This is a genomic window from Rothia sp. HMSC072B03, assembly GCF_001809565.1.
Lineage (GTDB): Bacteria > Actinomycetota > Actinomycetes > Actinomycetales > Micrococcaceae > Rothia > Rothia mucilaginosa_A.
On record NZ_KV797970.1, the window covers coordinates 502,386 to 525,126 of the forward strand.

A 22,741-nucleotide genomic window follows, 5' to 3' on the forward strand; every position below is an offset into this window, starting at 1 on the left:
TATCGAAAACCTCTGTCTAAAAAGCAGGCGGCCCCGGATGCGCCAGGTTGATGGGCGGGAGCCGGTTGTGGTTTAGGTTTTTCGGTAATGGGTTAGTGACTTTGGGCTGGGGTTTTAACCACCGCCAAAGACGCTAAGTCATGACTGAAATTGCTAAGTCATGACCGAATCTTTACCTGTGTGGGAGGCGTCGCCCCTGCAGAATTTGTGCCATGGTTTAGTGTCTTCGACCATGGCTTTTAACTACGACCAAAGACACTAACCTATGGTCGAAATTTTAGACACATAAAAGCAGGCGGCCCTGAATGTTCAAACATTCGGGGCCGCCTACTGCGGTTATTTATATATTGGGTCAGAACTGATTTACATGTCGGGCCAGTCGCGGTGCAGCGAATACTCCGTGTCCCCGTCACCGCTGTCGTTGAGATGCCAGCGCTGGCCGGTACGAATATCAGCCTTACGCAGACGCGGGTTCGGGTTATCCTTCTTGCCCATCGTCGGGTCATTCTTGCAGCCCCAACGAGTGTCGTCTTCATCGCAGGTGCCGCCGACGCGTCCCACATCAACCCACCACACACGCACCAGCAACGGATCACTGGTCGCCTGTGGAGTCACCATCATCATCTGCCACGGGCCACCATCCACACGGAAACGAGCCGTATAGTGCACGGTCGCGTACGCGTGGAAGTTACCCGAACGCTGGTAGGCGTAACTGGTAGCTGTTTGACGCGGACGCTCACGAGGGTAGGTGGTGACCGGTTTGCCTGCGGTGTAGTTGGTATCTGTATCACCATTGCCGTACTCGATGACATAGGAGGAGGGCATGAGCTCAATTTCGACGTGTCCGGCGAGCATGTCTGCTTCGAGGCGGTAGGGGCCTCCGTCATCGACGTAGAAGTTGATCTGATCGCCCTTGTAGACGTTGGGGTCGCCTTCTGCTCGGCCAGTGCCTGCGGGGTTGTTATAGGACTGATGCAGGGTTGGCTTGCCGGGTTCTAGGGACTCTGCAGCGTGGCGGATTTCCTCCATGACTTCTTCGTAGGTCGGGCCGGTGGGACCTGGGCTGTCGGCACTGGTCAGGGTGCGGGTATTGTTGGGAATGCAACTAGCAGAGGAAGGGCTTCGAGGACTTCCGTGATCTACAGGAATGCCAGATTCAAGCGACATATTTGTGAACTTGAATGTTCCTATTCTTCCGTCTTTGGTTGTGCATGACATAATATTGGGATTTTCGTTGGCGTAGGTAACTTTTACGCCATTTCCCTGATTTACTGTGGAATAAGTATATTGTTGCTGAATTTCCTGGTCAGCGACACCAGAATTTCCGTGTCCATCGTGATGTCCATCGGTTCCTCGTCGCGTAGTCGATTTTTTGACTTCGACTTGACATACCTTAGCGGAAGTTTCAGAGCAGGAGGTAGTAACAACATATGCGTTAGCTCCCGATACGCATTCTAAAACGGGTAAGAGAGCAATAGCAGCAGTGTAAGTGACTTTTCGTAAAGTACGCATATTAGTCATCTACCTGTTCGCAGCCAACAATCTTCCAGGAAGAATCGGAGTACTTAAACTCAAACTTCCACGTATCGTTATCCTTCTGGATATTGACGTCTCTGTGCCACTCGCCAGTAGGCTCCACAAGAGTTATATAATTCCACTCGCGATATGCCTTCCAAAAATAGGTTTCCCCATCCTCAGACCACGGATTTCCATCAGCAACATAGTTGTCAATGCCATCAATAATCCAACCACCGCGCTTATACAAATCCTCAAAGCTCTTATACCCTTCCAGTTCCTCCGTAAAATCGCTGGAAATATACTTTCGGGATTCCGTAAAATCGCCTACCTGAATTCCATAATTAGTCCATTTAACCCAAGCGTCCATCGTCTTACGGATACCTTCAACAGACTTCTCACGGTAGCCCTCTTCAGGAGCATTAGGTTTAGGGACGTTCTGGGCAGGACCGTAGCCGTCAGCTTTACGGTATTCACCGTCGGGGGCTTTGGATTGTCCAGAGTAGCCGCGGACAGTAGACGGGGTAGCGCTTGCCGAAGGCGACTCAGACGCTGCCGCGGAAGCCGAAGGCGACTCGCTCGGCACGGCAGATGCGGTGGCTGCCGCCTCGTTATTTGCCTGCTGGCCACATGCCGCCAGCAGGCCGGTCAGGCTGAATAGTGCGCCGCCGCTCAGCAGGGTGCGGCGGGTCAAAACGGATTCAGGTCCCATTAGGGGTGCTCCAATCGTCGGTGATGGTGTGTATGTGCTAGTCAAGAAGCTTTCTTTAGATACATCAACGTGTCCAAAAGCGACCAGACGAGGTTTCCTGCGCTATCAATGCACCGGCGCATCACTATGAGTCCCAGAACCACCCTACAGGAAATTTAGCCATGTTTGCACTCTTTTGCGGTTTATGACAGTCAAAAAACCGCAATACATTATTTTCGCTATCAAACAACATTTGCCTACCGCAACGATGCCTATACTCTTACGGCAACGAAGCCACTTCTGTCAGGCCATCGCACCGTCAAAATGCAGGACCCTACTCCCCCGGCGGCTCCGCCGCATCCCGGCTCAGACGGCGAGCGCGTACATGTCGCGGAGGGCATCTTCCGCCTCGTCGAGGGCGTATCCGCTCTGGCAGAGCGCGTCGCAGCCGTTACCGTAGCGGAGGCCGGCGAGGAACTCGCGGTCGGTGACTTCGGGCAGGTGTTCCATGAGGTATTCGCCGTTGTCGGTAAAGAAATCGTCGATGTTGGCGGCGTCCTGACCGGAGCAGAAGGTGCGGAAGTCTTCATCGCTGTAGTAGCCATCCGTGTACATGGGTTTCTCCTTTGGTCGTTCGATGGAGGAATGAGAACGCGTCGTTGTTCTCTACCACCAAAGGTACGGGGCACCCCTGACAAGATAAGGGGCTGCACCACCCTGCGCCAGAAAAACATCAAAAAATATTGTGTGACGAGGGGTTTTCTGGAGGCGCACCCCCCTGCCAAACTCCCCCGCCGTGCGGAAGATTAGGTGCGGACGGGCTTGCCTCCTGTGTGCCGTTGCCCCGCCTCCCATACACCGGACGGAAAATTCGGTCATGGGTTACGGACTTCGACCATGGGTTAGTGACTTTGGGCTGGGGTTTTAACCATTGCCAAAGACGCTAAGTCATTACCAAAAATCGGCACCGGGCAGAGGAGCTGCCCAGCAGCGTAGATCCGTGCCGATACCGGCCCTCCCCCATAAACAGCGAAAAGCCACATATGTTTCGAGCAGCCACCAAAGAAGTGGCTTTTCGAAACACATGTGGCTTCTGGGCGGATTACCTCTGGGCGAATAACCGCAGGCTACCACCGGTCACAGCACATCACCGCGGGTTATTCTCCACCGAGGAACGGCATGAAGCGGACGATGTGCTTCTCCAGCTTCTGCTTCACGCGCTTCGCCTTGGTTGCTGCGTCCTCGGTCTTCGCGCCGCCGAGCTTGCCGCCGAAGAGCGAGATCTTACCCTTGACCAGGCGGCTGATCTTGCCGGGGATGGTGCGGCGGTTTTCCTTGAGCGCACGGTTGACGACGCGCTGGGTTTCGGCGGAGTCCAGCTCTTCGTCCTTCACGATGGTGTCTTCTTCGCGGGTGCGGCGGTCGGTCACGTAGTGGTGGAAGTGTTCCTGCACGTCGTGGTCTTCGGACTCGTTCAGGTAGGTGTCGAAGTAGTCCTCGATGATATCGCCGCTTTCGCGCAGGTCGGCGTCGTTACGAATTGCGAGGCGCACGCGGTCGCGGAAGTGCTCCACGCTGTCCTGCGCGGTTTCGGAGGTGCCGCTCTCCCCTGCCGCCTTGCCGTGGCGTGCGGCGCGGGCTGCCTTGACGAGCTCCAGGATGTAGAGCACACCGACTTCCTGCTGCCTGACCAGTTCGGTCAGGAAGGATACGCGATCAAACAGGTCAACTGCGGTCGGCTTTTCTTCGCCTTCGTTGGTTTCGCTTTCGGCGCTGTCCTTCGCTTCTTCCTGTTCGCGGCGCAGTTCGCGGGCTTCTTCGTAGATGTCGTTGTAGACACCGGTGTAGCCCTGCATGTCGTAGTCGCTGATGAGTTCGTTGCCGCCGTCGCGGATGAACTCGTCGTGCACGCGCAGTTCCTGCTGCAGTTTAAGCACCTGGTTCATGAGCTCGATGTAGCGGGCCTTGTCTTCGGTGGTGTCCACGGTGATGGAGCCGCCCTCGTCGATGGGGAATTCTTCGCGCAGTTCAGATACGGCCTTGTCGTATGCGGCGTAGGCTTCCTTGTAGGGTCGGGTGAAGGCGATGTCGAGGGCGGACTGGCCGTTGCTGTTTTCGGTGTCGCCGAAGAGGGTGAAGGCGTCCTTGGTTGCCTGTTCGAGGTCGCGGAAGCACACGATGTTGCCGGAGGGCTTGAGCGAGTTGAGGATTCGGTTGGTGCGGCTGTATGCCTGCACCAGGCCGTGCATCTTCAGGTTCTTGTCGACCCAGAGGGTGTTGACGGTCTTGGAGTCAAAACCGGTCAGGAACATGTTGACGACGATGAGCAGGTCCAGTTCGCGTACCTTCATGCGGCGGGAGACGTCCTTGTAGTAGTTGTCGAAGGAGTCGCCGTCGGTGCTGAAATTGGTGCCGAACATGGTGTTGTAGTCTTCGAGGAAGCCGTCCATGCGGCTGCCGGTGTCTTCGGTAGCGAAGGTGAAGTTTTCTTCTTCGCCAAAGGTGTCGAAGAGCTGCCCGCCGTTGCCCTGCGAGTAGATGATGGCGACCTTGAGCTTCTGTTCGGGGCGCAGGGTACCGTCTGCGATGCGCTCTTCTTGCAGGGTGTTGAGGGCGTCGTAGTAGGTGCAGGCGGCGTCGATGGAGGAGGTTGCCAGGATTGAGTTGAAGCCGCGCACGCGCTGTACGTAGTGTTCGGTGACGCCGTTGATGGTGCGGGTCTTTTTGATGTCGTAGCTGGTGGCTGCGCTCTGGTTGGTTTTGCGGTCGTAGTTGTCCAGGATGTAGGTGGCTACGGCTTCGATACGTTCGGGGCTTTCGAGTACTTCCTTGCTCTTTGCGAACTTGGCGAGTTCCTTCGCGTCGGGGGTTTCGGCGCGTTCGGCGGCGATTTCTTCTGCGTAGGAGGTTTCTTCGAGTTCAGCAAAGGTGGGGCTGGTGTTGGTGTATTCCAGGTGGAATTTCAGCACGTTCTTGTCGTTGATGGCGTCGACGACAGTGTAGGTGTGCAGGCAGTCGCCGAAGACTTCGACGGTGGTGGTGCCGGGGCCGCCTGCGGAGTTCTTTTCGAAGATGGGGGTGCCGGTGAACCCGAACATGCTGTACTTCTTGAAGTGCTTCTTGATGGCGGTGTTCATGCGGCCGAACTGGGAGCGGTGACATTCGTCGAAGATGATGGCTACGCGCTGGCCGTAGACGGGGTGCTTGGGTTCGGCGGTGATGAGGTTGGACAGCTTGTGGATGGTGGTGACTACGATGTTGGTTCCGCGGTCGGCGAGGCGGTTGCTGAGTTCGCGGGTGCTGCCGGTGGAGCTGACGGAGTCTGCCTGGAAGTTGTTGTATTCGAGCATGGTCTGGTAGTCGAGGTCCTTGCGGTCCACGACGAAGAGTACCTTGTCGACGAGCCCGGTTTCTGCCAGGCGGCGTGCGGTTTTGAAGCTGGTGAGGGTCTTACCGCTGCCGGTGGTGTGCCAGATGTAGCCGCCGGCTTCTTTGGTGCCGAGCAGCTTGGGGTCGTTGTTGGCGATTTCGACGCGCTTGATGATTTTCTCGGTTGCCGCGATCTGGTAGGGGCGCATGACGAGCAGGTCCTGGCCTACGGTGAAGATGCAATAGCGGGTCAGGATGTTCGCCAGGGTGTGGCGGGTGAGGAAGGTGCGCGCGAAGAGAATCAGGTCGTTGATTCGGTTGTTCTGTTCGTCTGACCAGTAGCTGGTGAATTCGAAGCTCTTGCCTGCGGAGCCGCCGGAGTCGGTCTTACGGCCGGCCTTCTGCTGGTCTTCGACGTGCTTGTGGCGCACGGTGTTGGAGTAGTACTTGGTTTCGAAGCCGTTGCTGATGACGAAGATCTGGGCGTATTCGAAGAGGCGGTGCTTGTCCTGCTGGAAGCCTTCGTTCTGGTATCGCTCGATCTGCTGGAAGGCTTCGCGGATGCTTACGTTGCGCTTCTTGAGTTCGATGTGTACGAGGGGCAGGCCGTTGACGAGGATGGTCACGTCATAGCGGTTGAGTACCTTGCCGTTGGGGGCGGGTACGCGGTACTGGTTGATGACCTGCATGTGGTTGCGTGCGGGGTAGGCGGCGTCGATGAGCATGATGTTGCGCAGGGTGCCGTCTTCGAGGCGGAAGTCGATGAAGCGTTCTTCCTGGATGAGCTTGGCCTTCTCCAGGATGCCGTCGTTGGAGCGGGCGATGTGGTTCTTGAGAAGACGGTCGAATTCTTCGTCGGTGAAGTGGAAGCCGCTGTTGGGGCCATAGGCGCCTTCTTCGGGGCGGGTGTTGAGGCGTTCGAGCTGTTCGCGCAGGTTGTGGATGAGCGCGGCTTCGTCGGTGAGGCCCGGCAGGTAGTCGTAGCCCTGGGTTTTGAGGGTTTCGATGAGTTCGGATTCGAGCTGCGCTTCGCTCTGGTGCTCACGCTTCTTCTGGTGCTGGGCCTTCCATTCCTTGTAGTCCTTTGTTTCGGCAAGCTTGGCGATGACGGTGAAGTCGTCCGAGCTGAGGACGCTTTCGGTGCGGCCTTCGGCGGGGCGGGGGTGGTTGGGTACGGTTTCCACGGGGTGCTCCTTTGCGTAGGGGGTTGAGTGTGTGGACGGTTGGGCACGGGGTTAGCGGGCTCGGGGTTGGTGAGCCCGGCTATTTGAGTGTTGGTTGTTGAGTGTGGTTGAGGTATGTGGTTGAGGTCTAGCGGCCCGTGCAGGGGTGGCGGGTGCCGCCCCTGCACGGGGTTTGCGCGTGATGCGCGGTTTGATGCGCGGGTGGCTACTGGTTTTCGCCCTTACGGGGGAAGGTCAGTAGCTGGTCGCGGTAGTACTCGTACTGGCTACGACGCGCTGCCAGTTCTGCGGGTAGACCTTCGGAGAGGCTGGTGGTTAGGGCGTCGAAGCGGTCGAGAATATCGACAATGCGCTGCTGCTCTTCCAGAGGCGGAAGGGGAAACTCAATTTTCGCAAGGTTCTTAGGCGCAACATCAATAACCTTCGTACCAAAAGCATGACGCCTTTTATCCTTATTGAACTGACCAGTCGCCATGTAATAAGAAATAAACTTTGCGTTCTGCTCAGGAGCCTTAATAACCGTTGCGTGACCGCCAGTAACAATGTCAGATTCTCCAACCCAAGCTACAGCCTTGCAAACATCTTCAAGGTTTTCACTCGTATTAGCCACAATGACATCACCGGGGTTAACTACAGCAAGCTTTTTCGCTTTCTCTTCCGGAACGTGCGCAATAACTTCTGCGGTTGCAGTACCAAATTTGGTGTAAATCTGACCGTAGTGAATTGCACCTACACCGGATTCTGAAAAATCGGTTTTCGGCATACCTGAACCACGCACAAGCCGCGCAAAAGAGCCCAAAGGAACACGAGGACAGTCGAGGGCTTCGAAGAGCGAATCACGGTAGTACTCGTATTGCAGAGTACGCGCTTCCAGCTCCGCTTCCAGCTCCGCTTCCAGGTTCGTGAATTTGTCGAGAATTTCAACAATCGCTTCCTGAATCTCCAAGGGAGGAACAGGAACTTCAAGTGAATCCGTATCTTTCACAGCAAGCTGGGGAAGTTTCACTGATTTACTCCGGGCAAGTTCCTGCAGATAATATGCTTGGGTCAGCAGGTAATAGTAAATAAACTTCTGATCCACAATCTTGCTATCTAAGGTATAAGACCACATTTCATTTTTGTGGGTAAAGGACTCCTCATAATATTCGAAGCCGATATAACCTCTAGATTTAACAATAATTGCCGGGCCATGCAGAATATCTTTAGCCGGAATATTTGAAGAATCAGTATCAACAAATGTAGATCCAGCAGCAAAGATTCTCAGGTCTTTATTACCAGGCTCAAGGGACCGCATCTTAGAGGCTGTAATCGCAGTTCCCTTATTTCGCTTTCCCAGAGATTCCAGCGGGCGGTACTCAACCCCGTCTGGGCAGAGCTCAGCCACCAGGCGGTCAATATAATTCGTCACGTCCGCCACGATTACTCGCCGCCTTCCAGGCGCGCCACAATAGCGTCAATCTCCACGCGCAACTGAGCCTGACGAGCCACAATGTTCTCAATACGAGAATTCAGCTCGACAATATCCACACGCTCACGGGTGTCCTCCGGCTCAACCCAGCTCGACACCGCCAGGTTCGCCTCCTGCTCCAGCAGCTTCTCAACCGGAACCAGCGCCGAGAAATGCTCACGTTCCTCACGAGCCGCCAGCACATCCAGAATCTTCTCACGGTGCGACTTGCCCAGAATATTCTGGTTCGTGCCCTTATCAAAGAGCTGCGAAGCATCCACGAACAGCACCGAGTGATCCTTGCGGCGGCCCTTCTTCAACACCAGAATGCAGGTCGCAATGCTCGTACCATAGAACAGGTTAGCGGGCAGCTGAATCACAGCGTCCACCACGTTCTGCTTCAGCAGGTACTCACGAATCTTACGCTCCGTACCGCCACGGTACAGCACACCCGGGAACTCAACGATAGCAGCCGTACCCGCCTCATCCAGAGACGCCAGCATATGCATCGTAAACGCCAGGTCAGCCTTCGACTTAGGAGCCAACACAGCCGCCGGAGCGTAACGGTCATCATGAATCAGGGTCGGGTCATCATCGCCCTTCCACTTCGTCGAATACGGAGGGTTAGACACAATCGCACCAAACGGCTCCTCAAAATCGCCGCCCGCACCGCCGCGGTGCTTCGGGTCAATCAGAGTATCACCGTGCGCAATACTGAAATCATCCACCGGCACACCGTGCAGAATCATGTTCATACGGCACAGGTTATAGGTCGTCAGGTTAATCTCCTGACCCACAAAACGCAGGCCGTCCGAGTTCTTACCCAGCTCACGCTTAACCTTCAACAGCAGCGAACCCGAACCACACGCCGGGTCATACACGGTACGAATCTGCTCGGCATCACGACCATCCATGGCAATCTTCGCCAGCAGCTCCGAAACCTCCTGCGGAGTGTAATACTCGCCGCCGCTCTTACCCGCATTCGCCGCGTACATACCCATCAGGTACTCGTAGGCGTCACCGAAAGCGTCATTCTCGCTATCCTCGTAACCCTTCTCAAGATTCATGCCCGCCACAGCATCCATGAGCTTCAGCAGGTTCTCGTGACGAACCGCCGGGCTCACACCCAGCTTATTTGAATCCAGCACGAAGTCGTCGAAGAGGCCCTTCACGTTCGCTTCGGAGTCGGTACCGCGCGCCGACTCTTCAAACGCCTTGAACACGTTCGCCAGGGTCTCATTCAGGTTCTGATCCTGACGAGCCTTCGTGTGCACCACAGAGAACAGCTGCGAAGGCAGCAACAGGAAGCCGCGCTCCTCCACCAGCATGCGGCGAGTATCCTCGTCAAAAGCCTCATCAGGAATCAGCTCAAAAGCCTGGTCCAGACCGTACTTCTTCTCCACAAAGCGCACCTGGCTCTCAGAGAGGTAACGGTAGAAAAGCATGCCCAGCACGTACTGCTTAAAGTCCCAGCCATCTACCGAACCGCGCAGGTCATTCGCAATACGCCAAATCGTAGAGTGCAGCTGCGCACGCTCCGCATTGCGGTTACGGTGCTCGTCAGTAGTAGCGGAAGAATCCGTAGACTGCGTCGTCATAGGGGCGGTCAACCTCTCATTAGTTATCGTTTCTAGTCGCAGAAACGTCAAAAGTTCGGGACCCGTACGGTCCCGGTCGTACACATGCGCCAGCGCCGGTTTAGATGCCTTACTCGGTGGGAGCGTTCATAGCTTCCACAAGCCGTTTCGTACCCGGCAGCGCGAACTCTTTCAGTATACGGCTCCCCCAGACCCCGCACTCGCCGGTTCGTCATCGCCGAGCCACTGGCTGTTTCGATAGGTTAGTGTCTTCGCCGTGGGTCTTTAACCCGTAGTGAAGACACTAACCTATCGAAAGTTCCCCCGACCCCTCCCCCATAGACAGCGAAAAGCCACATGTGTTTCGAGAAGCCACCAAAGAAGTGGCTTCTCGAAACACATGTGGCTTCTCAACGTAAAGACCAGAAAATAGAAATCCGGCCCGTCTACTCCATCAAGAGTAGCGGGCCGAACGGTTAACTCAAGAGTACAAAAACCAGCACCCAAAAATCAACACATGAAGGATATTTCTAAAGAGCCTACGCCTCCGAGGGTTTCGCGCCGGTCAGGCGGTACGCCTTGTACACGCCCGTCACGTTACGGACCACGTTCAGCACGTGCTCCAGCATGAATCGGTCACCCAGCTCCAGGGCGAAGCGGTCCACCACGGTACGATCCTCTGAGGTGTGCACGCGCGCATCCAGAATGTTCACGCCCGACTCAGAAATCGCACGAATCAGGTCGCTCAGCAGGCCCTTACGGTCCAGTGCCTCCACCTGAATCTGCACACGGTACGTAGCGGACGGCGAAGACGCCCATTCGACCGTGGTCACGCGCGGCTCCTCGTCAGCGTTACGCATGTTCGGGCAGTCGCGGCGGTGCACCGAAATGCCGTTGTAACGGGTCACAATGCCGATAATGTCATCCGGCGGGACCGGGGTGCAGCAGCGCGCAATCTTCGTCAGCACACCCTCAGCGCCCGGCACAATCACGCCGTTATCGCCAATCGCCTTGCGGGTCGACTTCAGTAGCGTCTCGTCAAAGTCGCTGACCTCAACCTCGGGTGCCGGCTCGTCGCCGCGGTGCACCTCAACGAGGGTGTCAATGACCTGCTTTGGCGCGATCTCGTGCTCACCAATCGCACGGTACAGTGACGCCACATCGTTCTTGTGCAGCAGCTGAGCCACCTGAGTCATAATCTCCGGGCTCATCATCTTCTGCAGCGGCAGCTCACTGTTGCGCATGCTCTTGGTGAGCATCTCGCGGCCGGCGAGCAGCGCCTCCAGGCGGCGTTCCTTCGCGAAGTACTGGCGAATCTTCGTGCGAGCGCGTGAGGAGCGAACGAACTTCAGCCAGTCCTCGCTGGGTCCGGCGTCTTCGTTCTTCGTGGTCATGATCTCCACGGTGGCGCCGGTGGGCAGGACCGTGTGCAGCGGCACGAGGCGGCCGTTGACCTTCGCGCCGACGGTGCGGTCGCCGACTTCACTGTGGATGGCGTAGGCGAAGTCCACGGGGGTGGAGCCGTTGGGCAGGGCGATTGCCTCACCGTTGGGGGTGAGTACGACGATTTCGTCGGTGTCGAGGGTGTCCGCGAGCGACTCGTAGAACTTCTCCGACTCCGGGTTGGAGTTCGAAATCTCGGCAATGGACTGCAGGATGCCGACGTTCATCATCGCCGAGGTCTGGGTGCCCGGCTCCTTCGGGTCCTTCGCGGGCGCGCCGCCACGAGGCGCAACCTTCTCGCCGCGCGATGCCGCCTTGTAGCGCCAGTGCGCCGCCACGCCGTACTCAGCCTCTTCGTGCATCTTGTAGGTGCGGATCTGAATCTCAAGCGGCAGGTTACCCGGGCCGTACACGGTCAGGTGCAGCGACTGGTAGTTGTTGTTCTTCGGGTTCTTAATGTAGTCCTTGAAACGGCCGGTCATCGACGGCCACAGGGACAGCACGTGGCCGAGCACGGTGTAGCATTCCGCCTCTTCCTCGACCATGATGCGCACCGCGAGAATGTCGTTAATCTCGTCGAAGCTGCGGCCCTTCGTCTTCATCTTCTGATGAATCGAGTAGTAGTGCTTCGGGCGGCCGGTCACGGTCGCCTCAATGCCAACCTCTTTCAGACGCTCCGTAATCTTGGTGCGCGCCTCATTCAGGAACTTTTCGAGCGCGGGGGTGCGTTCGCCGACCATGCGCACCATTTCGGCGTAAATTTCCGGGCTCATGGCGGCGAAGGACAGGTCCTCCAGCTCCCACTTGATCGTGTTCAGGCCCAGGCGGTGCGCGAGCGGCGCGTAAATCTTCAGGGTCTCTTCTGCCTTCTTCGCGGCGGAAGCCTGCGGCACGAAACGCCAGGTGCGGGCGTTGTGCAGGCGGTCGGCAAGCTTAATGAGCAGCACGCGGATGTCCTTGCTCATGGACAGCACGAGCTTACGAATCGTCTCGATGGAGGCGTTCTCACCGTACGTCATCTTATCCAGCTTGGTCACGCCGTCGACCAGGTAGGCGACTTCCTCGCCGAAATCCTCGGTGAGCTGCTCCATCGTGTAGTCGGTGTCTTCCACCGTGTCGTGCAGCAGGCCGGCGGCGAGCACGGGGCCGGTCGCGCCCATCTCCGCAAGAATCGCGGTCACCGCCACCGGGTGCGTGATGTACGGGTCGCCGCTCTTACGCTTCTGGCCCTCGTGGTAGTGGTTCGCCACCTCGTAGGCGCGCTGCAGCACGCGGATATCCTCGTCGGGGTGGTAGCGGCGCACCGCGCGCACGACCGGCGCGATCATGGGCGAGAAGTGAATCGTTTCGCCGTTCGCGTCGGAGGTTTGCATGGTGGTGCGGCCGCCAAAGACCAGGCGGTTCGGCCTGCGTCCACCGGCGGCCATAACGCGGTGCGAGCCGCGGTGCTTCTTCGCGACGGATGCATCCGGCTCGGGCAGGGGAATCGGGCCGGCGGGGCGAACCGCGGGCTTGTCCTCGGCTTCCGCAGCAGGATGCGCTGCGGTGTTCTGGTCAGCCGCGGCTCGGTTAGCGTCAGCCCGATTCGGCGCAGGCTGGGAGGGCTTCACCTGGGCAACCTCGTTCGGCGCGGGGGTCTCAGCGTTGGCGTTCACGGCAGGTTCTGCACTCATTCCAGGCTCCTTCGGGCTCACGATAATCAGCCGCACGCTCGGGTTCCTCATCGTTGAAAGCTACCACCGGGCCGGTTGGCTGGCTCACACGCGGGCGCACAGCTTCTTCTACTCTTATCGTACCCAGCGGCCCGGAAGGCACCAAACTATGCGGCGTTTTGACACGCCCCAACCGCACACGCCCGGGCAGGCTAAACCAGGCACGCTAAAGGGGAGCCGACACCTTTCGGTATCGACTCCCCCAGCATCGGCGAGAACGCGGGCTACTCGCTTACGTTCACGCGATGAATCTCAATCGTCGCGCGGGCCGACTTCTTGACCGACTTCTTGGCGGGCGCCTCCGCGGAATCCTCGGAGCCCTCATTGCCAGAGTCTTCGGAGCCCTCAGAGTCAGACTCCTCAGCCTCCTCGTCGTCCTTGAAGTCGCCGTTCTCAACCTTCGCGGTGTGCTCACGAATCTTAGCCTCACCCAGGCGGAGCGTCGCATACAGCGGGGCGGACACGAACAGCGTACCGAACATGCCCACCAGAATACCCACGAACAGCGACAGCGACAGATCCTGCAGCGTACCCGCACCCAGCATGAACGCGCCAATGAACAGGATCGCGCCCACCGGCAGAACACCCACGATTGCGGTGTTAATCGAGCGGACCAGGGTCTGGTTCACGGCCAGGTTAATCTGCTCGGCGAAGGTCGTGTCGCGGCGTTCCAGCACGCCGTCCGTGTTCTCACGGATCTTGTCGAACACCACCACCGAGTCGTACAGCGAGTAGCTCAGAATCGTCAGGAAGCCGATAATTGCACTCGGAGTAATCTCAAAGCCGAACGCGGCGTACAGGCCGACCGTCACCACCACGGTGAAGAACAGGCCCGCGATAGAGGCCAGCGACATCTTCCAGGTGCGGAAGTAGAAGGCCATACCCACCAGGGCCAGGATCACGAACACCACGAGGCCCCAGAAGGCCTGTCGAGTCACATCCGCACCCCAGGTCGGGCCCACGAACGAGGAGGTCACGTCATTCTCAGAGACACCGTACGCCTCCTGCAGGGCCTTCTTCACCTGCAGGGTCTCGTCGTCGCTGAGCTTGCTCATCTGCGCGCGAATCGTGCCCGGCGCAATATTGGTCACGTGAACCTCGGAGGCATCCTTCGCCTTCTCGTGAATGACGCGCTCGCCGGTTGCGACATCGACGTGCGCGGTCTTCGAGACCACGAACTCCGAACCGCCGCGGAAGTCAATACCCAGGTTGAAGCCTCCGCCAACCGCCGGAATCAGAACCGAGACGGCCATCAGCAGCGCGGCCAGGGCCAGCCACAGGCGGCGCTTACCCACGAAGGGGTATGAGCGGGCGCCCGAGTGCAGGTCGTTACCGAAGCGGGCAAAAGCATTAGGTTTCACATCGGTAGCCATGCCTAGCTCTCCTTCTTCTCGTCCGAAGCGGAAGCAGCGTCGTCGGAGGCCGACTCCTCAGCCGCACGTTCCGCACGGCGACGCTCGGCGATGCTCAGCTGCTTCTCCTCCGGGGTGCGGATGCGACCGGCACCGCGGTACAGCGGCGTGGAACCCAGCGACTCAGGCGACAGGCCCGAGTGGCGGTGACCCTCGCCGAAGTAGCGGGTGTTCGCCAGCAGGGTCAGCGCCGGGTGGGTGAACAGGTACACCACCAGAAGGTCGGCGATTGCGGTCAGGCCCAGCGTGAACGCGAAGCCCTTCACCGAACCCACAGACACCACGTACAGCACCACGGCGGCCAGCAGGTTCACGGCCTTCGAGGCCAGAATCGTGCGGGATGCGCGCTTCCAACCGTGGTTCACGGCCGAGGGAATCGTGCGGCCCGCACGAATCTCATCACGAATACGCTCAAAGTACACGATGAACGAGTCGGCCGTCGCACCAATCGCCACGATCAGACCGGCCACACCGGCCAGGGACAGGCGGTAGTTCAGGGCCCAACCCAGCAGGGCGATCGCCTCGTACGAAATGATGCCGGCAACCACCAGCGACGCAATCGTCACGAAGCCCAGCAGGCGGTACTGGAACAGCGAGTAGATGAACACCAGCAGCAGACCGATCAGGCCGGTCAGCAGACCCACGCGCAGCTGCTCCGAACCCAGGGTTGCAGAAATCTGCTGCTCCGACTGGATCGTGAAGCTAATCGGCAGGGCGCCATACTTGAGCTGGTCGGCGAGAGCTTTCGCCTCCTGCTCGGTGAAGTTACCGGTAATCTGCGGCTTACCGTCAGAAATCACGGCCTGCGAAATCGGGGCGGACAGCACCTTGCCGTCCAGCATAATCGCGAAGCGAGCACGCGCATCAGAAGAGTTCTGGGCGCGAATCGCGTTCAGGCGGGAGGTGATGTTCTGGAACTTTTCGCGGGCGGCATCGTTGAACTGAATGGTCACAGCCCAGCGACCGGTGGTTACGCCCTGGCCGCTGGTCTCCTGGGTGTGGCTCGCGGTAGAAATATCGCTACCGTTCAGCTCCACGGGACCCAGGATGTACTTCTCCTTGCCGTCGGCGGAGCAGGCCACCATCGGCTTGGTCGGGTCGGCGCTATCCGTGTCCTCGTTGCGGGCCGCGGTGCAGTCCTTCGCCTCGTACTGCTTGTACAGGTCGGCGGTAATCCAGTTGCGGTCCGAACCGTCGGTCGGCTCGGCGGTCGGCTTGGGTAGCTTGTCGTCCGCGGTGCGGGATCCCTCGGCAACCGCGGCGCCTTCACCGGCCACCAGGACCGGGCGGAACGTCATATTTGCGGATGCCTGAATCAGCTGACGGGTCTCGGAGCTAATCGTGCCGGGAACCGAGACGACCACGTTGTTACCCGAGCCGAAGGAGGTGGTGACCTCCGCCTCAGACACGCCGGCGCCGTCAACGCGCTGACGAATAATCTCAACCGCCTGGTTCAGCTGCTCCTGGGTAACGTTCCCGTCCGATGATCCATTGACCTTCGGGGAGAGAATCATCTGCGTACCACCCGAGAGGTCCAGGGCCAGTTTCGGCGCCCAGGAGCCTCCCGAGTAGGTGCTGCCGAAGATGCCGGCAGCCATCACAACCATGAGCAGGACCATCGAGAGGAGCGCCCCTCGCGCGGCTGCAAGCGGTGAACGCTTAGCCATAATGTTCCTTCTATGAGTATTTTCGTGTGTAGATTTGGTGTTCTACAGATTCCTTAGCGGACGCGAAAACCCGACGCCGGGTGCGCGGCGCCGGGTCGTTCGGTCTTAAGTTACTGGGCGGTCTTCGAGGAGTCCTCGGAGACGCCGCCTTCCGCGGGAACCTGAGATTCCGCGGATGCCGGCTCGACGTCCTCGGTCAGGGGTGCGGCGGGGGCCTCGTCCTCAACAACGCTCATAATTGCGTTCAGCGCCACGGTGATAACAACGCCCTTAGCCAGCTCCAGCTGAATCTTATTGTCATCGAAATCGGTGCTGACGACGGTGCCGTAGAAGCCGGAACCGGTCATAACCTGAGTGCCGGGGACGAGAGACTGCTGCATTGCACGCAGTTCCTCCATCTGCTTACGCTGACGCTTCTGGGCGGAGAACATCATCCATGCCAGGAACGCCATCATGGCAATCATAATCAGGAGGTTAAAATCCATGGTCTCACTTTCACATCCGCACCTGCACCGCTCACCGCGCGGGTTGAGCGTGCTAAAAGGCGTGGAATCGTAGATACAGTACGTATCCATCCTACGCGAGAGCAGGAGCTTTAGCGCACCGAACCAGCGTTTTTGTGAGGTTTACCTGAGTTTTGTCCAGCCCGTGGCGTAATTTTATGTCGTCGGCAGGGCTTGGCGACGCCGACAGAGCCTGCAGAAGAGCTGTTGCGAACGCGTAGAAGAGCCCGCGGGAGGGGCGATACCTCCCACGGGCTACTTGCTGTATGTCTTGGCCGGTGCGGCTCTAGAGCTGAATCTCGGGGGCCTCCAGACCCAGGTGTTCCCAGGCCGCGGGCAGGGCCACGCGACCGCGCGGGGTGCGACCAATCAGGCCCTCGCGCACCAGGTAGGGCTCCGCCACGGTCTCCACGGTCTCGGTCTCCTCCCCCACCGCAATGGCGAGGGTGGACAGGCCAACCGGCCCGCCGCCGAACTTGTGGATGAGCGATTCCAGCACGGCGCGGTCCAGGCGATCCAGGCCGCGCGAATCTACCTCGTACATGTCCAGGGCGGTCGCGGCATCACGCGCGTTGATGCGGTCCACGCCGTTCACCAGGGCCCAGTCGCGCACGCGGCGCAGCAGGCGGTTCGCGATACGGGGTGTGCCGCGGGAGCGACCCGCAATCTCGGTGAAGCCCTCGGAGGTAATCTGCATGTCCATCAGGCCGGCGCTACGGCGCAGCACCAGCTCCAGCTCCTCAACCGAGTAGAACTCCAGGTGACCGGTAAAGCCAAAGCGGTCGCGCAGAGGCCCGGGCAGCAGACCCGCGCGGGTTGTTGCGCCCACCAGGGTAAACTGCGGAAGCTCCAGCGGGATGGAGGTCGCGCCGGCACCCTTACCCACCACGATGTCCACGCGGAAGTCTTCCATCGCCATGTAGAGCATTTCCTCGGCCGGGCGGCTCATGCGGTGAATCTCGTCGAGGAACAGCACCTCGCCGGGGGTCAGCGAAGACAGAATCGCCGCCAAATCCCCGGAATGTTGAATCGCGGGGCCGGAGGTGATGCGCAGGGGCGCGTCCATCTCGGCCGCAATAATCATGGCCAGGGTGGTCTTACCCAGGCCGGGAGGGCCCGAAAGCAGCACGTGATCGGCGCTGCGGCCGCGCATCTTCGAGGCCTCCAGCACGAGGGAAAGCTGCTGGCGCACGCGGCGCTGACCCACGAAGTCGTCCAGGGACTTGGGGCGCAGGGCCGCCTCAATCATCTTCTCTTCGGGCTCTTCTTCCATTGCGACCAGGCGCTGCGCGGGCGCACCCGGGACGCCGGGCACCTGACCGGGAAAATACCCGCCGGAAACCGGGGATACCGCGGCCTGCGAATCGTAGGGGTTCTGGGTCATAAAATTCTTCTTTCGTGGAGTGAATGAGGCGCGAGGTAACGGGCGCGCCAAAATCGGCCGGGGTCAGCCAAGGGCTCGGCGAGCGGCCCTAGTGGCGACCCACCGTGTTCTGCGTACCCAGGGATGCGAGCACACCGCGCAGAGCCACGCCCACCGGCTCGCTCTCGGCGGAGGGATTGTGCTTCACGTACGCGTCGATGGCGGCGGAGGCGTCCTTCTCGCTCCAGCCCAGGGAGGTCAACGCATCCAGCACCTGCGGCTTCCACACGATGCCCTGGCTCAGCGGCAGCTCGTCGGTCTGGCCGTCGCTCAGAATCAGCTTGCCGGCAAGCTCCAGCACGATGCGGCGGGCACCCTTCGGGCCGATGCCCGGAACCTTCGTGAAGGCCTTGTCGTCACCGGTGGCCACGGCTCGCTCCACCTCCGCGGCGGTGTGCACGCTCAGCACCGCCAGGGCGATGCGAGGGCCGATGCCCGAGACCGAGAGCATCATGTCAAAGACCTCACGCTCGGCCGGTTCCGAAAAACCGTAGAGGGTCATGGATTCCTCGCGCACGATCATGGTGGTCAGCACGGTGGCCTCCTCCCCCGTGCGCAGCTTGGAGAGAGTGCGTGCGGTGGCGTGCACCAGCATGCCGAAACCATTAACGTCAATCACCGCGTGGTCAAGCCCCACCTGGGCCACGCGGCCGGTCAGTGATGCAATCATTCTCTCCACCTTTCAATGCCCCGCGCCGGGGCGAACGATACTGCACTCCCCCGCGGCCTGCTGTGCCGCCGGCGCGCATCGGGGCCGGCGGGTATGCCACGGGAAGATACTATCAGTATATTAGAATATTTCTTCTGAAATCAAGGGATATTCGAATTCTTTAGCGAATCCAGCTCCCGGTACGTTCGAAGGGGTTTGCTCGAAGGGTAACGAGTCGGCACCCCTAGCGGCGGGCCTTAGCCTCCGCCTCCATCCAGGCGCGCTGCGCGGGGGTCAGCGAACCCGCACGGCGAGCCTTCGCGGGCCGCGATCCCTGGTGCGTCTGCGTCTGCGCCGACATGTTAATACCTGAGCCGATGCCGCCGCCGCGCCAGCCGTGACAGATGGCGATGGCCAGCGCGTCGGCCGCGTCCGCGGGCTTCGGCATGGCGTTCAAGCCCAGAATGCGGGTCACCATGCGACCCACCGAGGCCTTATCCGCGCGGCCACTACCGGTCACCGCCGCCTTCACCTCGGAGGGCGTATGGAAGAACACCGGCACGCCGCGCATCGCCGCGGCAGAAATCACCGCGCCCGAGGCGTGCGCCGTACCAATCACCGTGTTCACCTGCTCCTGCGCAAAGACGCGCTCAATCGCTAGGGCGTCGGGCCGGTAGGTGTCCAGCCAGTGCGAGGCCGCGTTGAAAATCCAGAGGATGCGCTGGTCCAGCGTGCGGGCCGGGTCGGTACCCGCCACGCCCACGTTCACGAAGTGCGCCTTACGGTCGGCGGTCATGTCGAGCATTGAGAAGCCGCAGCGCGTGAGGCCGGGGTCCACGCCCATGATGCGGGTCGCCCCCGGCACGCGGTCCACGGCGGCGACCGTATGGTTTTCGCGCATGCTATCGCGCGCGGCGGATGCAGCGTTCACGTGTGCTTTCCTTCCACAGTTCGCTTTCCAAAGTTCGCGGGGTCTTCACTGGGTCTTCGCGGAGCCTTCGCGGGGTAAAGTCTGCGATACCGCAGTTCGCGGGGCCGCCAGCCGGAGCACGGCCGGGCGTTTAGGCCGGGCGCCGACCGGCATAACGTTCAAAAGCCACCTCCCGCCGGGTCCACGCGCGGTGGGCCGGCCGGGAAGTGGCTTCAGTGCACGCTCAGAAGTGGCGCGCTCGGGCGGTGACTACTCGGCTTCCAGCTGAGCAGCAACCTCGTCAGAGACGTTAGCGTTCGAGTAGACGTTCTGCACGTCGTCCAGTTCCTCGATGGCGTCTGCCAGCTTCAGGAACTTCTTGGCGCCCTCGGCGTCCAGGTCGACCTGCATGGTCGGGCGGAAGACCGGGTCGTCGTTGTTGTACTCCAGGCCGGCCTCGTCCAGAGCCTTACGAATCTCGGGCAGGTCGGTAGGTGCGGAGATGACGGTGAAGATATCGCCCTCGTCCAGGACCTCTTCGGCGCCGGCATCCAGAACAGCCATCAGAACGTCGTCCTCGGTCAGGCCGTCAGTCTTGGTGACCTCAGCAACGCCCTTGCGCTCGAACAGGAACGCAACCGAACCCTGGTCAGCCATGGTGCCGCCGTTACGGGTCACGGCCAGGCGAACCTCAGACGCTGCACGGTTACGGTTATCGGTCAGACACTCGATGTACAGGGCGGTACCCTGCGGGCCGCGTGCCTCGTACATGATTTCGGTGTAGTCGATGGTCTCACCGGTCAGGCCGGCGCCACGCTTGATAGCGCGGTCGATGTTGTCGTTGGGGACGGAGTTCTTCTTCGCCTTCGACACAGCAAGGTCAAGAGCGGGGTTACCGGCGATATCGGCGCCACCCATACGTGCCGCAACCTCAATAGCCTTAATGAACTTCGCGAAAGCCTTCGCGCGCTTGGCGTCGATAGCGGCCTTCTTGTGCTTAGTAGTCGCCCATTTAGAGTGACCCGACATTCGTATCTCCCTTAGTCAAAACCTCTGCGCGGGCACGGCGAAACGCCCCGCGCACTGTACTATAACTCAATCAACTATACCGTAGCGGAGGCGCACACCACCTCTTAGAGTGCACGCCAGCGCCCGGAATAGCACGTCAGTGAACCGCTAGCGGGGGCGAGACGCGGCCGAGGCGCGCGCCTTCTCCACCAGCGAGTCGTCAATCGCGTTCGGAGTGAACTCGCCGAAGCGACGAATTGCGGCCTGCTCAATCAGGTAGTCCGCAATCTTCGGGTTCTTCGGCAGCAGCGAGCCGTGCAGGTAGGTGCCGATGACGTTGTGCACGCGTGCACCCTCGTAAGAGTCCGTCACGTTGTTGCCCTCGCCCTTGGTCACGGTAGCCAGCGGGGTGCATCCGGAACCCAGGTAGGTCAGGCCCGAGTGGTTCTCAAAACCGATGACGGTGCCGAACTCTTCGGACTCCTCCACGATGTTGCCAATCAGGCGTTCGTCGCCGCCGACCGTGTGCGCATCGAAGATGTTGATGCCCTTGAGCACCTCGCCCTCACGGGTGCGGAATTCCTTGCCGAACAGCTGGTACAGGCCGCAGATGACGAGCATGGGCACGCCGTCCTCGGCCAGCGAGCGCAGGGTGCCGCCGATGGCGTGCAGGTCGTCCTGAATCACGGACTGGCCGGAGTCCTGGCCGCCGCCGCCGAGGATGATGTCAACATCCTCGGGGAAGGGCTGGCCGGGGTTGTGGTCCAGAATCTGCACGTCGAAGCCGTGTGCCTGCGCGCGGCGGGCCAGCGCCAGGGTGTTGCCCCAGTCACCGTAGATGTTCATATCCAGCGGGTAGAGCTGCACGATGCGCAGCGTCTTGCCGTTGTTCGGGCCGGGCGCCGGGGTGCCCTCAAAAGTGTGGGTTGCCGTCATTATGAGACCTTCTCAACGTCGGTAATCTTTGCCAGCTCCTCGCGCAGGGCCAGCATGGCGGTGTAGGTGCAGAAGATACGCATGGGCGCATCCCCGCTGGAGGCGATGAACTGCTTGAGCGCATCGGCCAGGTTCTCGTCGACCTCGCCGACCTTCACGCCGTCGTGCTCCAGGCGTAGCGCCATATCCCAGGCGCGCACGCCCGAGACCATCTGCACGCCGGTGCCGCGCAGGCCGTCGAAGTCAACATCCCACAGCCAAGACACGTCACGACCGTCAGCGTACTGGTCATTAATCGTAATCATGGTGGCGTAGTCGTCAGCGTTCGCGCTGGCCAGGGACAGGCGGAAGCCGCTGGGGTTCTTCACGAGCAGCAGCTGCAGCGGGCGGCCGTTCACGTTCAGGGTCTCACCGCGACCGAAGGCGGGAGTAATCTTCGCCAACTCTGCGATGAGCTTATCTTCATCGAGCTTCTCGCCCATGACGGCGCGGGTCAGGGCCATAGCGCCAGCCGCGTTGAAGATGTTGTAAATGCCGTACAGGTTAATCTCACCGACTCGCTCCACACCCGCCACATCGAAGGTTGCGGAGGTGCCGGAGAAGGCGGTGAGGGTAACGTCGGCATTGGGCAGAGACTGCTTCGCGACAGTGCCGCCGCGCATCTCATCATCCGAGGGGAAGTACGAGCGAAGGGACTCGGCCAGGCCGTAGTAGTTGACCTTCACGCCCGGCTGCACGTTCTCGGCGAGGGAGCGGATGCGCGGGTCCTCGCGGTTGAGCACCACGGTGTTGGTGGTTGCGGCGGCCACGGTCGCGAGCATGCGGCGGGTCGTGTCAATCTCGCCGAAGCGGTCCAGCTGGTCGCGCAGAACGTTCAGCAGTAGCGCATAGTCGGGCTTGACGGCCTTGACGAAGTGCACGGCGTGCGCCTCGTCGAGCTCCAGCACGGCGATGTCGGCCTCAAGCTTGCCGGTGAGGGTCATCTCACCCAGCAGGGCGGCGGCCACACCGCGCACAAAGTTGGAGCCGGTGCGGTTGGTGAAGACCTTCAGGCCCTGCGCTTCGAGCAGCTGAACGGCCATCTTCGTGGTGGTGGTCTTACCGTTCGTGCCGGAGACGACGACCACGCCGTAGGGCAGCTTCGCGAGCTCTTCGGCTACGAACTGCGGGTGCAATTTTTCCATGACGAGGCCGGGGAACGCGGAGCCGCCACCGCGAAGCTTAGTCGCGTAGCGCACGCCCTGACCCAGAAGGCGAATGAGGGGTTTGGACATGCTTACCATTTTAGTACACGC

General features: G+C 60.0%; 16 protein-coding genes. All 16 read right to left on the reverse strand.

Going from position 1 to position 22,741, the window contains the following annotated elements; translation table 11 throughout:
* Nucleotides 1-363 precede the first annotated feature (363 nt).
* The gene (locus HMPREF2630_RS08640; RefSeq protein ID WP_246822775.1) at nucleotides 364-1,167 is read right to left on the reverse strand and encodes a hypothetical protein; all 804 of its coding nucleotides are present in this window, start codon (nucleotides 1,165-1,167) and stop codon (nucleotides 364-366) included.
* Between the two features lie 346 nt (nucleotides 1,168-1,513).
* The gene (locus tag HMPREF2630_RS08645) at nucleotides 1,514-2,227 is read right to left on the reverse strand and encodes a DUF6318 family protein (protein WP_070484529.1); all 714 of its coding nucleotides are present in this window, start codon (nucleotides 2,225-2,227) and stop codon (nucleotides 1,514-1,516) included.
* A 345-nt stretch (nucleotides 2,228-2,572) separates the two neighbouring features.
* Entirely contained in the window at nucleotides 2,573-2,821 is a 249-nt protein-coding gene (locus HMPREF2630_RS08650) for a hypothetical protein (RefSeq protein ID WP_049360752.1), read from the reverse strand.
* A 542-nt stretch (nucleotides 2,822-3,363) separates the two neighbouring features.
* A complete protein-coding gene (locus HMPREF2630_RS08655) occupies nucleotides 3,364-6,759 on the reverse strand; it encodes a type I restriction endonuclease subunit R, EcoR124 family (RefSeq protein WP_070484532.1) in 3,396 nt (1,131 codons plus the stop codon).
* A 205-nt stretch (nucleotides 6,760-6,964) separates the two neighbouring features.
* Nucleotides 6,965-8,167 (reverse strand): restriction endonuclease subunit S, encoded by a 1,203-nt coding sequence (locus tag HMPREF2630_RS08660; protein WP_143131617.1) that lies wholly within the window; start codon nucleotides 8,165-8,167, stop codon nucleotides 6,965-6,967.
* Nucleotides 8,168-8,178: 11 nt separating this feature from the next.
* Entirely contained in the window at nucleotides 8,179-9,804 is a 1,626-nt protein-coding gene (locus HMPREF2630_RS08665; RefSeq protein WP_070484537.1) for a type I restriction-modification system subunit M, read from the reverse strand.
* A 518-nt stretch (nucleotides 9,805-10,322) separates the two neighbouring features.
* Nucleotides 10,323-12,899: a RelA/SpoT family protein gene (locus HMPREF2630_RS08670; RefSeq protein ID WP_246822776.1), complete on the reverse strand. Its 2,577-nt coding sequence runs from the start codon at nucleotides 12,897-12,899 to the stop codon at nucleotides 10,323-10,325.
* Nucleotides 12,900-13,162: 263 nt separating this feature from the next.
* On the reverse strand, nucleotides 13,163-14,311 hold the full coding sequence (gene secF, locus HMPREF2630_RS08675; RefSeq protein ID WP_070484540.1) for a protein translocase subunit SecF: 1,149 nt from the start codon (nucleotides 14,309-14,311) through the stop codon (nucleotides 13,163-13,165).
* A 2-nt stretch (nucleotides 14,312-14,313) separates the two neighbouring features.
* A complete protein-coding gene (gene secD / locus HMPREF2630_RS08680) occupies nucleotides 14,314-16,017 on the reverse strand; it encodes a protein translocase subunit SecD (protein ID WP_049332445.1) in 1,704 nt (567 codons plus the stop codon).
* Between the two features lie 110 nt (nucleotides 16,018-16,127).
* The gene (yajC, locus tag HMPREF2630_RS08685) at nucleotides 16,128-16,502 is read right to left on the reverse strand and encodes a preprotein translocase subunit YajC (protein WP_049346390.1); all 375 of its coding nucleotides are present in this window, start codon (nucleotides 16,500-16,502) and stop codon (nucleotides 16,128-16,130) included.
* Between the two features lie 304 nt (nucleotides 16,503-16,806).
* A complete protein-coding gene (gene ruvB, locus HMPREF2630_RS08690; protein ID WP_192830500.1) occupies nucleotides 16,807-17,793 on the reverse strand; it encodes a Holliday junction branch migration DNA helicase RuvB in 987 nt (328 codons plus the stop codon).
* Between the two features lie 199 nt (nucleotides 17,794-17,992).
* The gene (gene ruvA, locus HMPREF2630_RS08695; protein ID WP_044150401.1) at nucleotides 17,993-18,613 is read right to left on the reverse strand and encodes a Holliday junction branch migration protein RuvA; all 621 of its coding nucleotides are present in this window, start codon (nucleotides 18,611-18,613) and stop codon (nucleotides 17,993-17,995) included.
* 223 nt (nucleotides 18,614-18,836) lie between these two features.
* Nucleotides 18,837-19,493 (reverse strand): crossover junction endodeoxyribonuclease RuvC, encoded by a 657-nt coding sequence (gene ruvC, locus HMPREF2630_RS08700; protein WP_049343020.1) that lies wholly within the window; start codon nucleotides 19,491-19,493, stop codon nucleotides 18,837-18,839.
* A gap of 279 nt (nucleotides 19,494-19,772) precedes the next feature.
* Entirely contained in the window at nucleotides 19,773-20,531 is a 759-nt protein-coding gene (locus HMPREF2630_RS08705; RefSeq protein WP_012903452.1) for a YebC/PmpR family DNA-binding transcriptional regulator, read from the reverse strand.
* A 147-nt stretch (nucleotides 20,532-20,678) separates the two neighbouring features.
* Entirely contained in the window at nucleotides 20,679-21,446 is a 768-nt protein-coding gene (locus HMPREF2630_RS08710) for a type 1 glutamine amidotransferase (RefSeq protein ID WP_049332453.1), read from the reverse strand.
* Nucleotides 21,446-22,729 (reverse strand): Mur ligase family protein, encoded by a 1,284-nt coding sequence (locus HMPREF2630_RS08715; RefSeq protein WP_070484543.1) that lies wholly within the window; start codon nucleotides 22,727-22,729, stop codon nucleotides 21,446-21,448. Before HMPREF2630_RS08715 ends, HMPREF2630_RS08710 begins: the two co-directional genes overlap by 1 nt.
* Between the last annotated feature and the right edge of the window lie 12 nt (nucleotides 22,730-22,741).

Coding starts and splice junctions, on each gene's coding strand:
- HMPREF2630_RS08640 (WP_246822775.1), bottom strand. CDS start 1,167: ATGTCGCTTGAATCTGGCATTCCTGTAGATCACGGAAGTCCTCGAAGC.
- HMPREF2630_RS08645 (WP_070484529.1), bottom strand. CDS start 2,227: ATGGGACCTGAATCCGTTTTGACCCGCCGCACCCTGCTGAGCGGCGGC.
- HMPREF2630_RS08650 (WP_049360752.1), bottom strand. CDS start 2,821: ATGTACACGGATGGCTACTACAGCGATGAAGACTTCCGCACCTTCTGC.
- HMPREF2630_RS08665 (WP_070484537.1), bottom strand. CDS start 9,804: ATGACGACGCAGTCTACGGATTCTTCCGCTACTACTGACGAGCACCGT.
- HMPREF2630_RS08670 (WP_246822776.1), bottom strand. CDS start 12,899: ATGAGTGCAGAACCTGCCGTGAACGCCAACGCTGAGACCCCCGCGCCG.
- secF (WP_070484540.1), bottom strand. CDS start 14,311: ATGGCTACCGATGTGAAACCTAATGCTTTTGCCCGCTTCGGTAACGAC.
- secD (WP_049332445.1), bottom strand. CDS start 16,017: ATGGCTAAGCGTTCACCGCTTGCAGCCGCGCGAGGGGCGCTCCTCTCG.
- yajC (WP_049346390.1), bottom strand. CDS start 16,502: ATGGATTTTAACCTCCTGATTATGATTGCCATGATGGCGTTCCTGGCA.
- ruvB (WP_192830500.1), bottom strand. CDS start 17,793: ATGGAAGAAGAGCCCGAAGAGAAGATGATTGAGGCGGCCCTGCGCCCC.
- ruvA (WP_044150401.1), bottom strand. CDS start 18,613: ATGATTGCATCACTGACCGGCCGCGTGGCCCAGGTGGGGCTTGACCAC.
- ruvC (WP_049343020.1), bottom strand. CDS start 19,493: ATGCGCGAAAACCATACGGTCGCCGCCGTGGACCGCGTGCCGGGGGCG.
- HMPREF2630_RS08705 (WP_012903452.1), bottom strand. CDS start 20,531: ATGTCGGGTCACTCTAAATGGGCGACTACTAAGCACAAGAAGGCCGCT.
- HMPREF2630_RS08710 (WP_049332453.1), bottom strand. CDS start 21,446: ATGACGGCAACCCACACTTTTGAGGGCACCCCGGCGCCCGGCCCGAAC.
- HMPREF2630_RS08715 (WP_070484543.1), bottom strand. CDS start 22,729: ATGGTAAGCATGTCCAAACCCCTCATTCGCCTTCTGGGTCAGGGCGTG.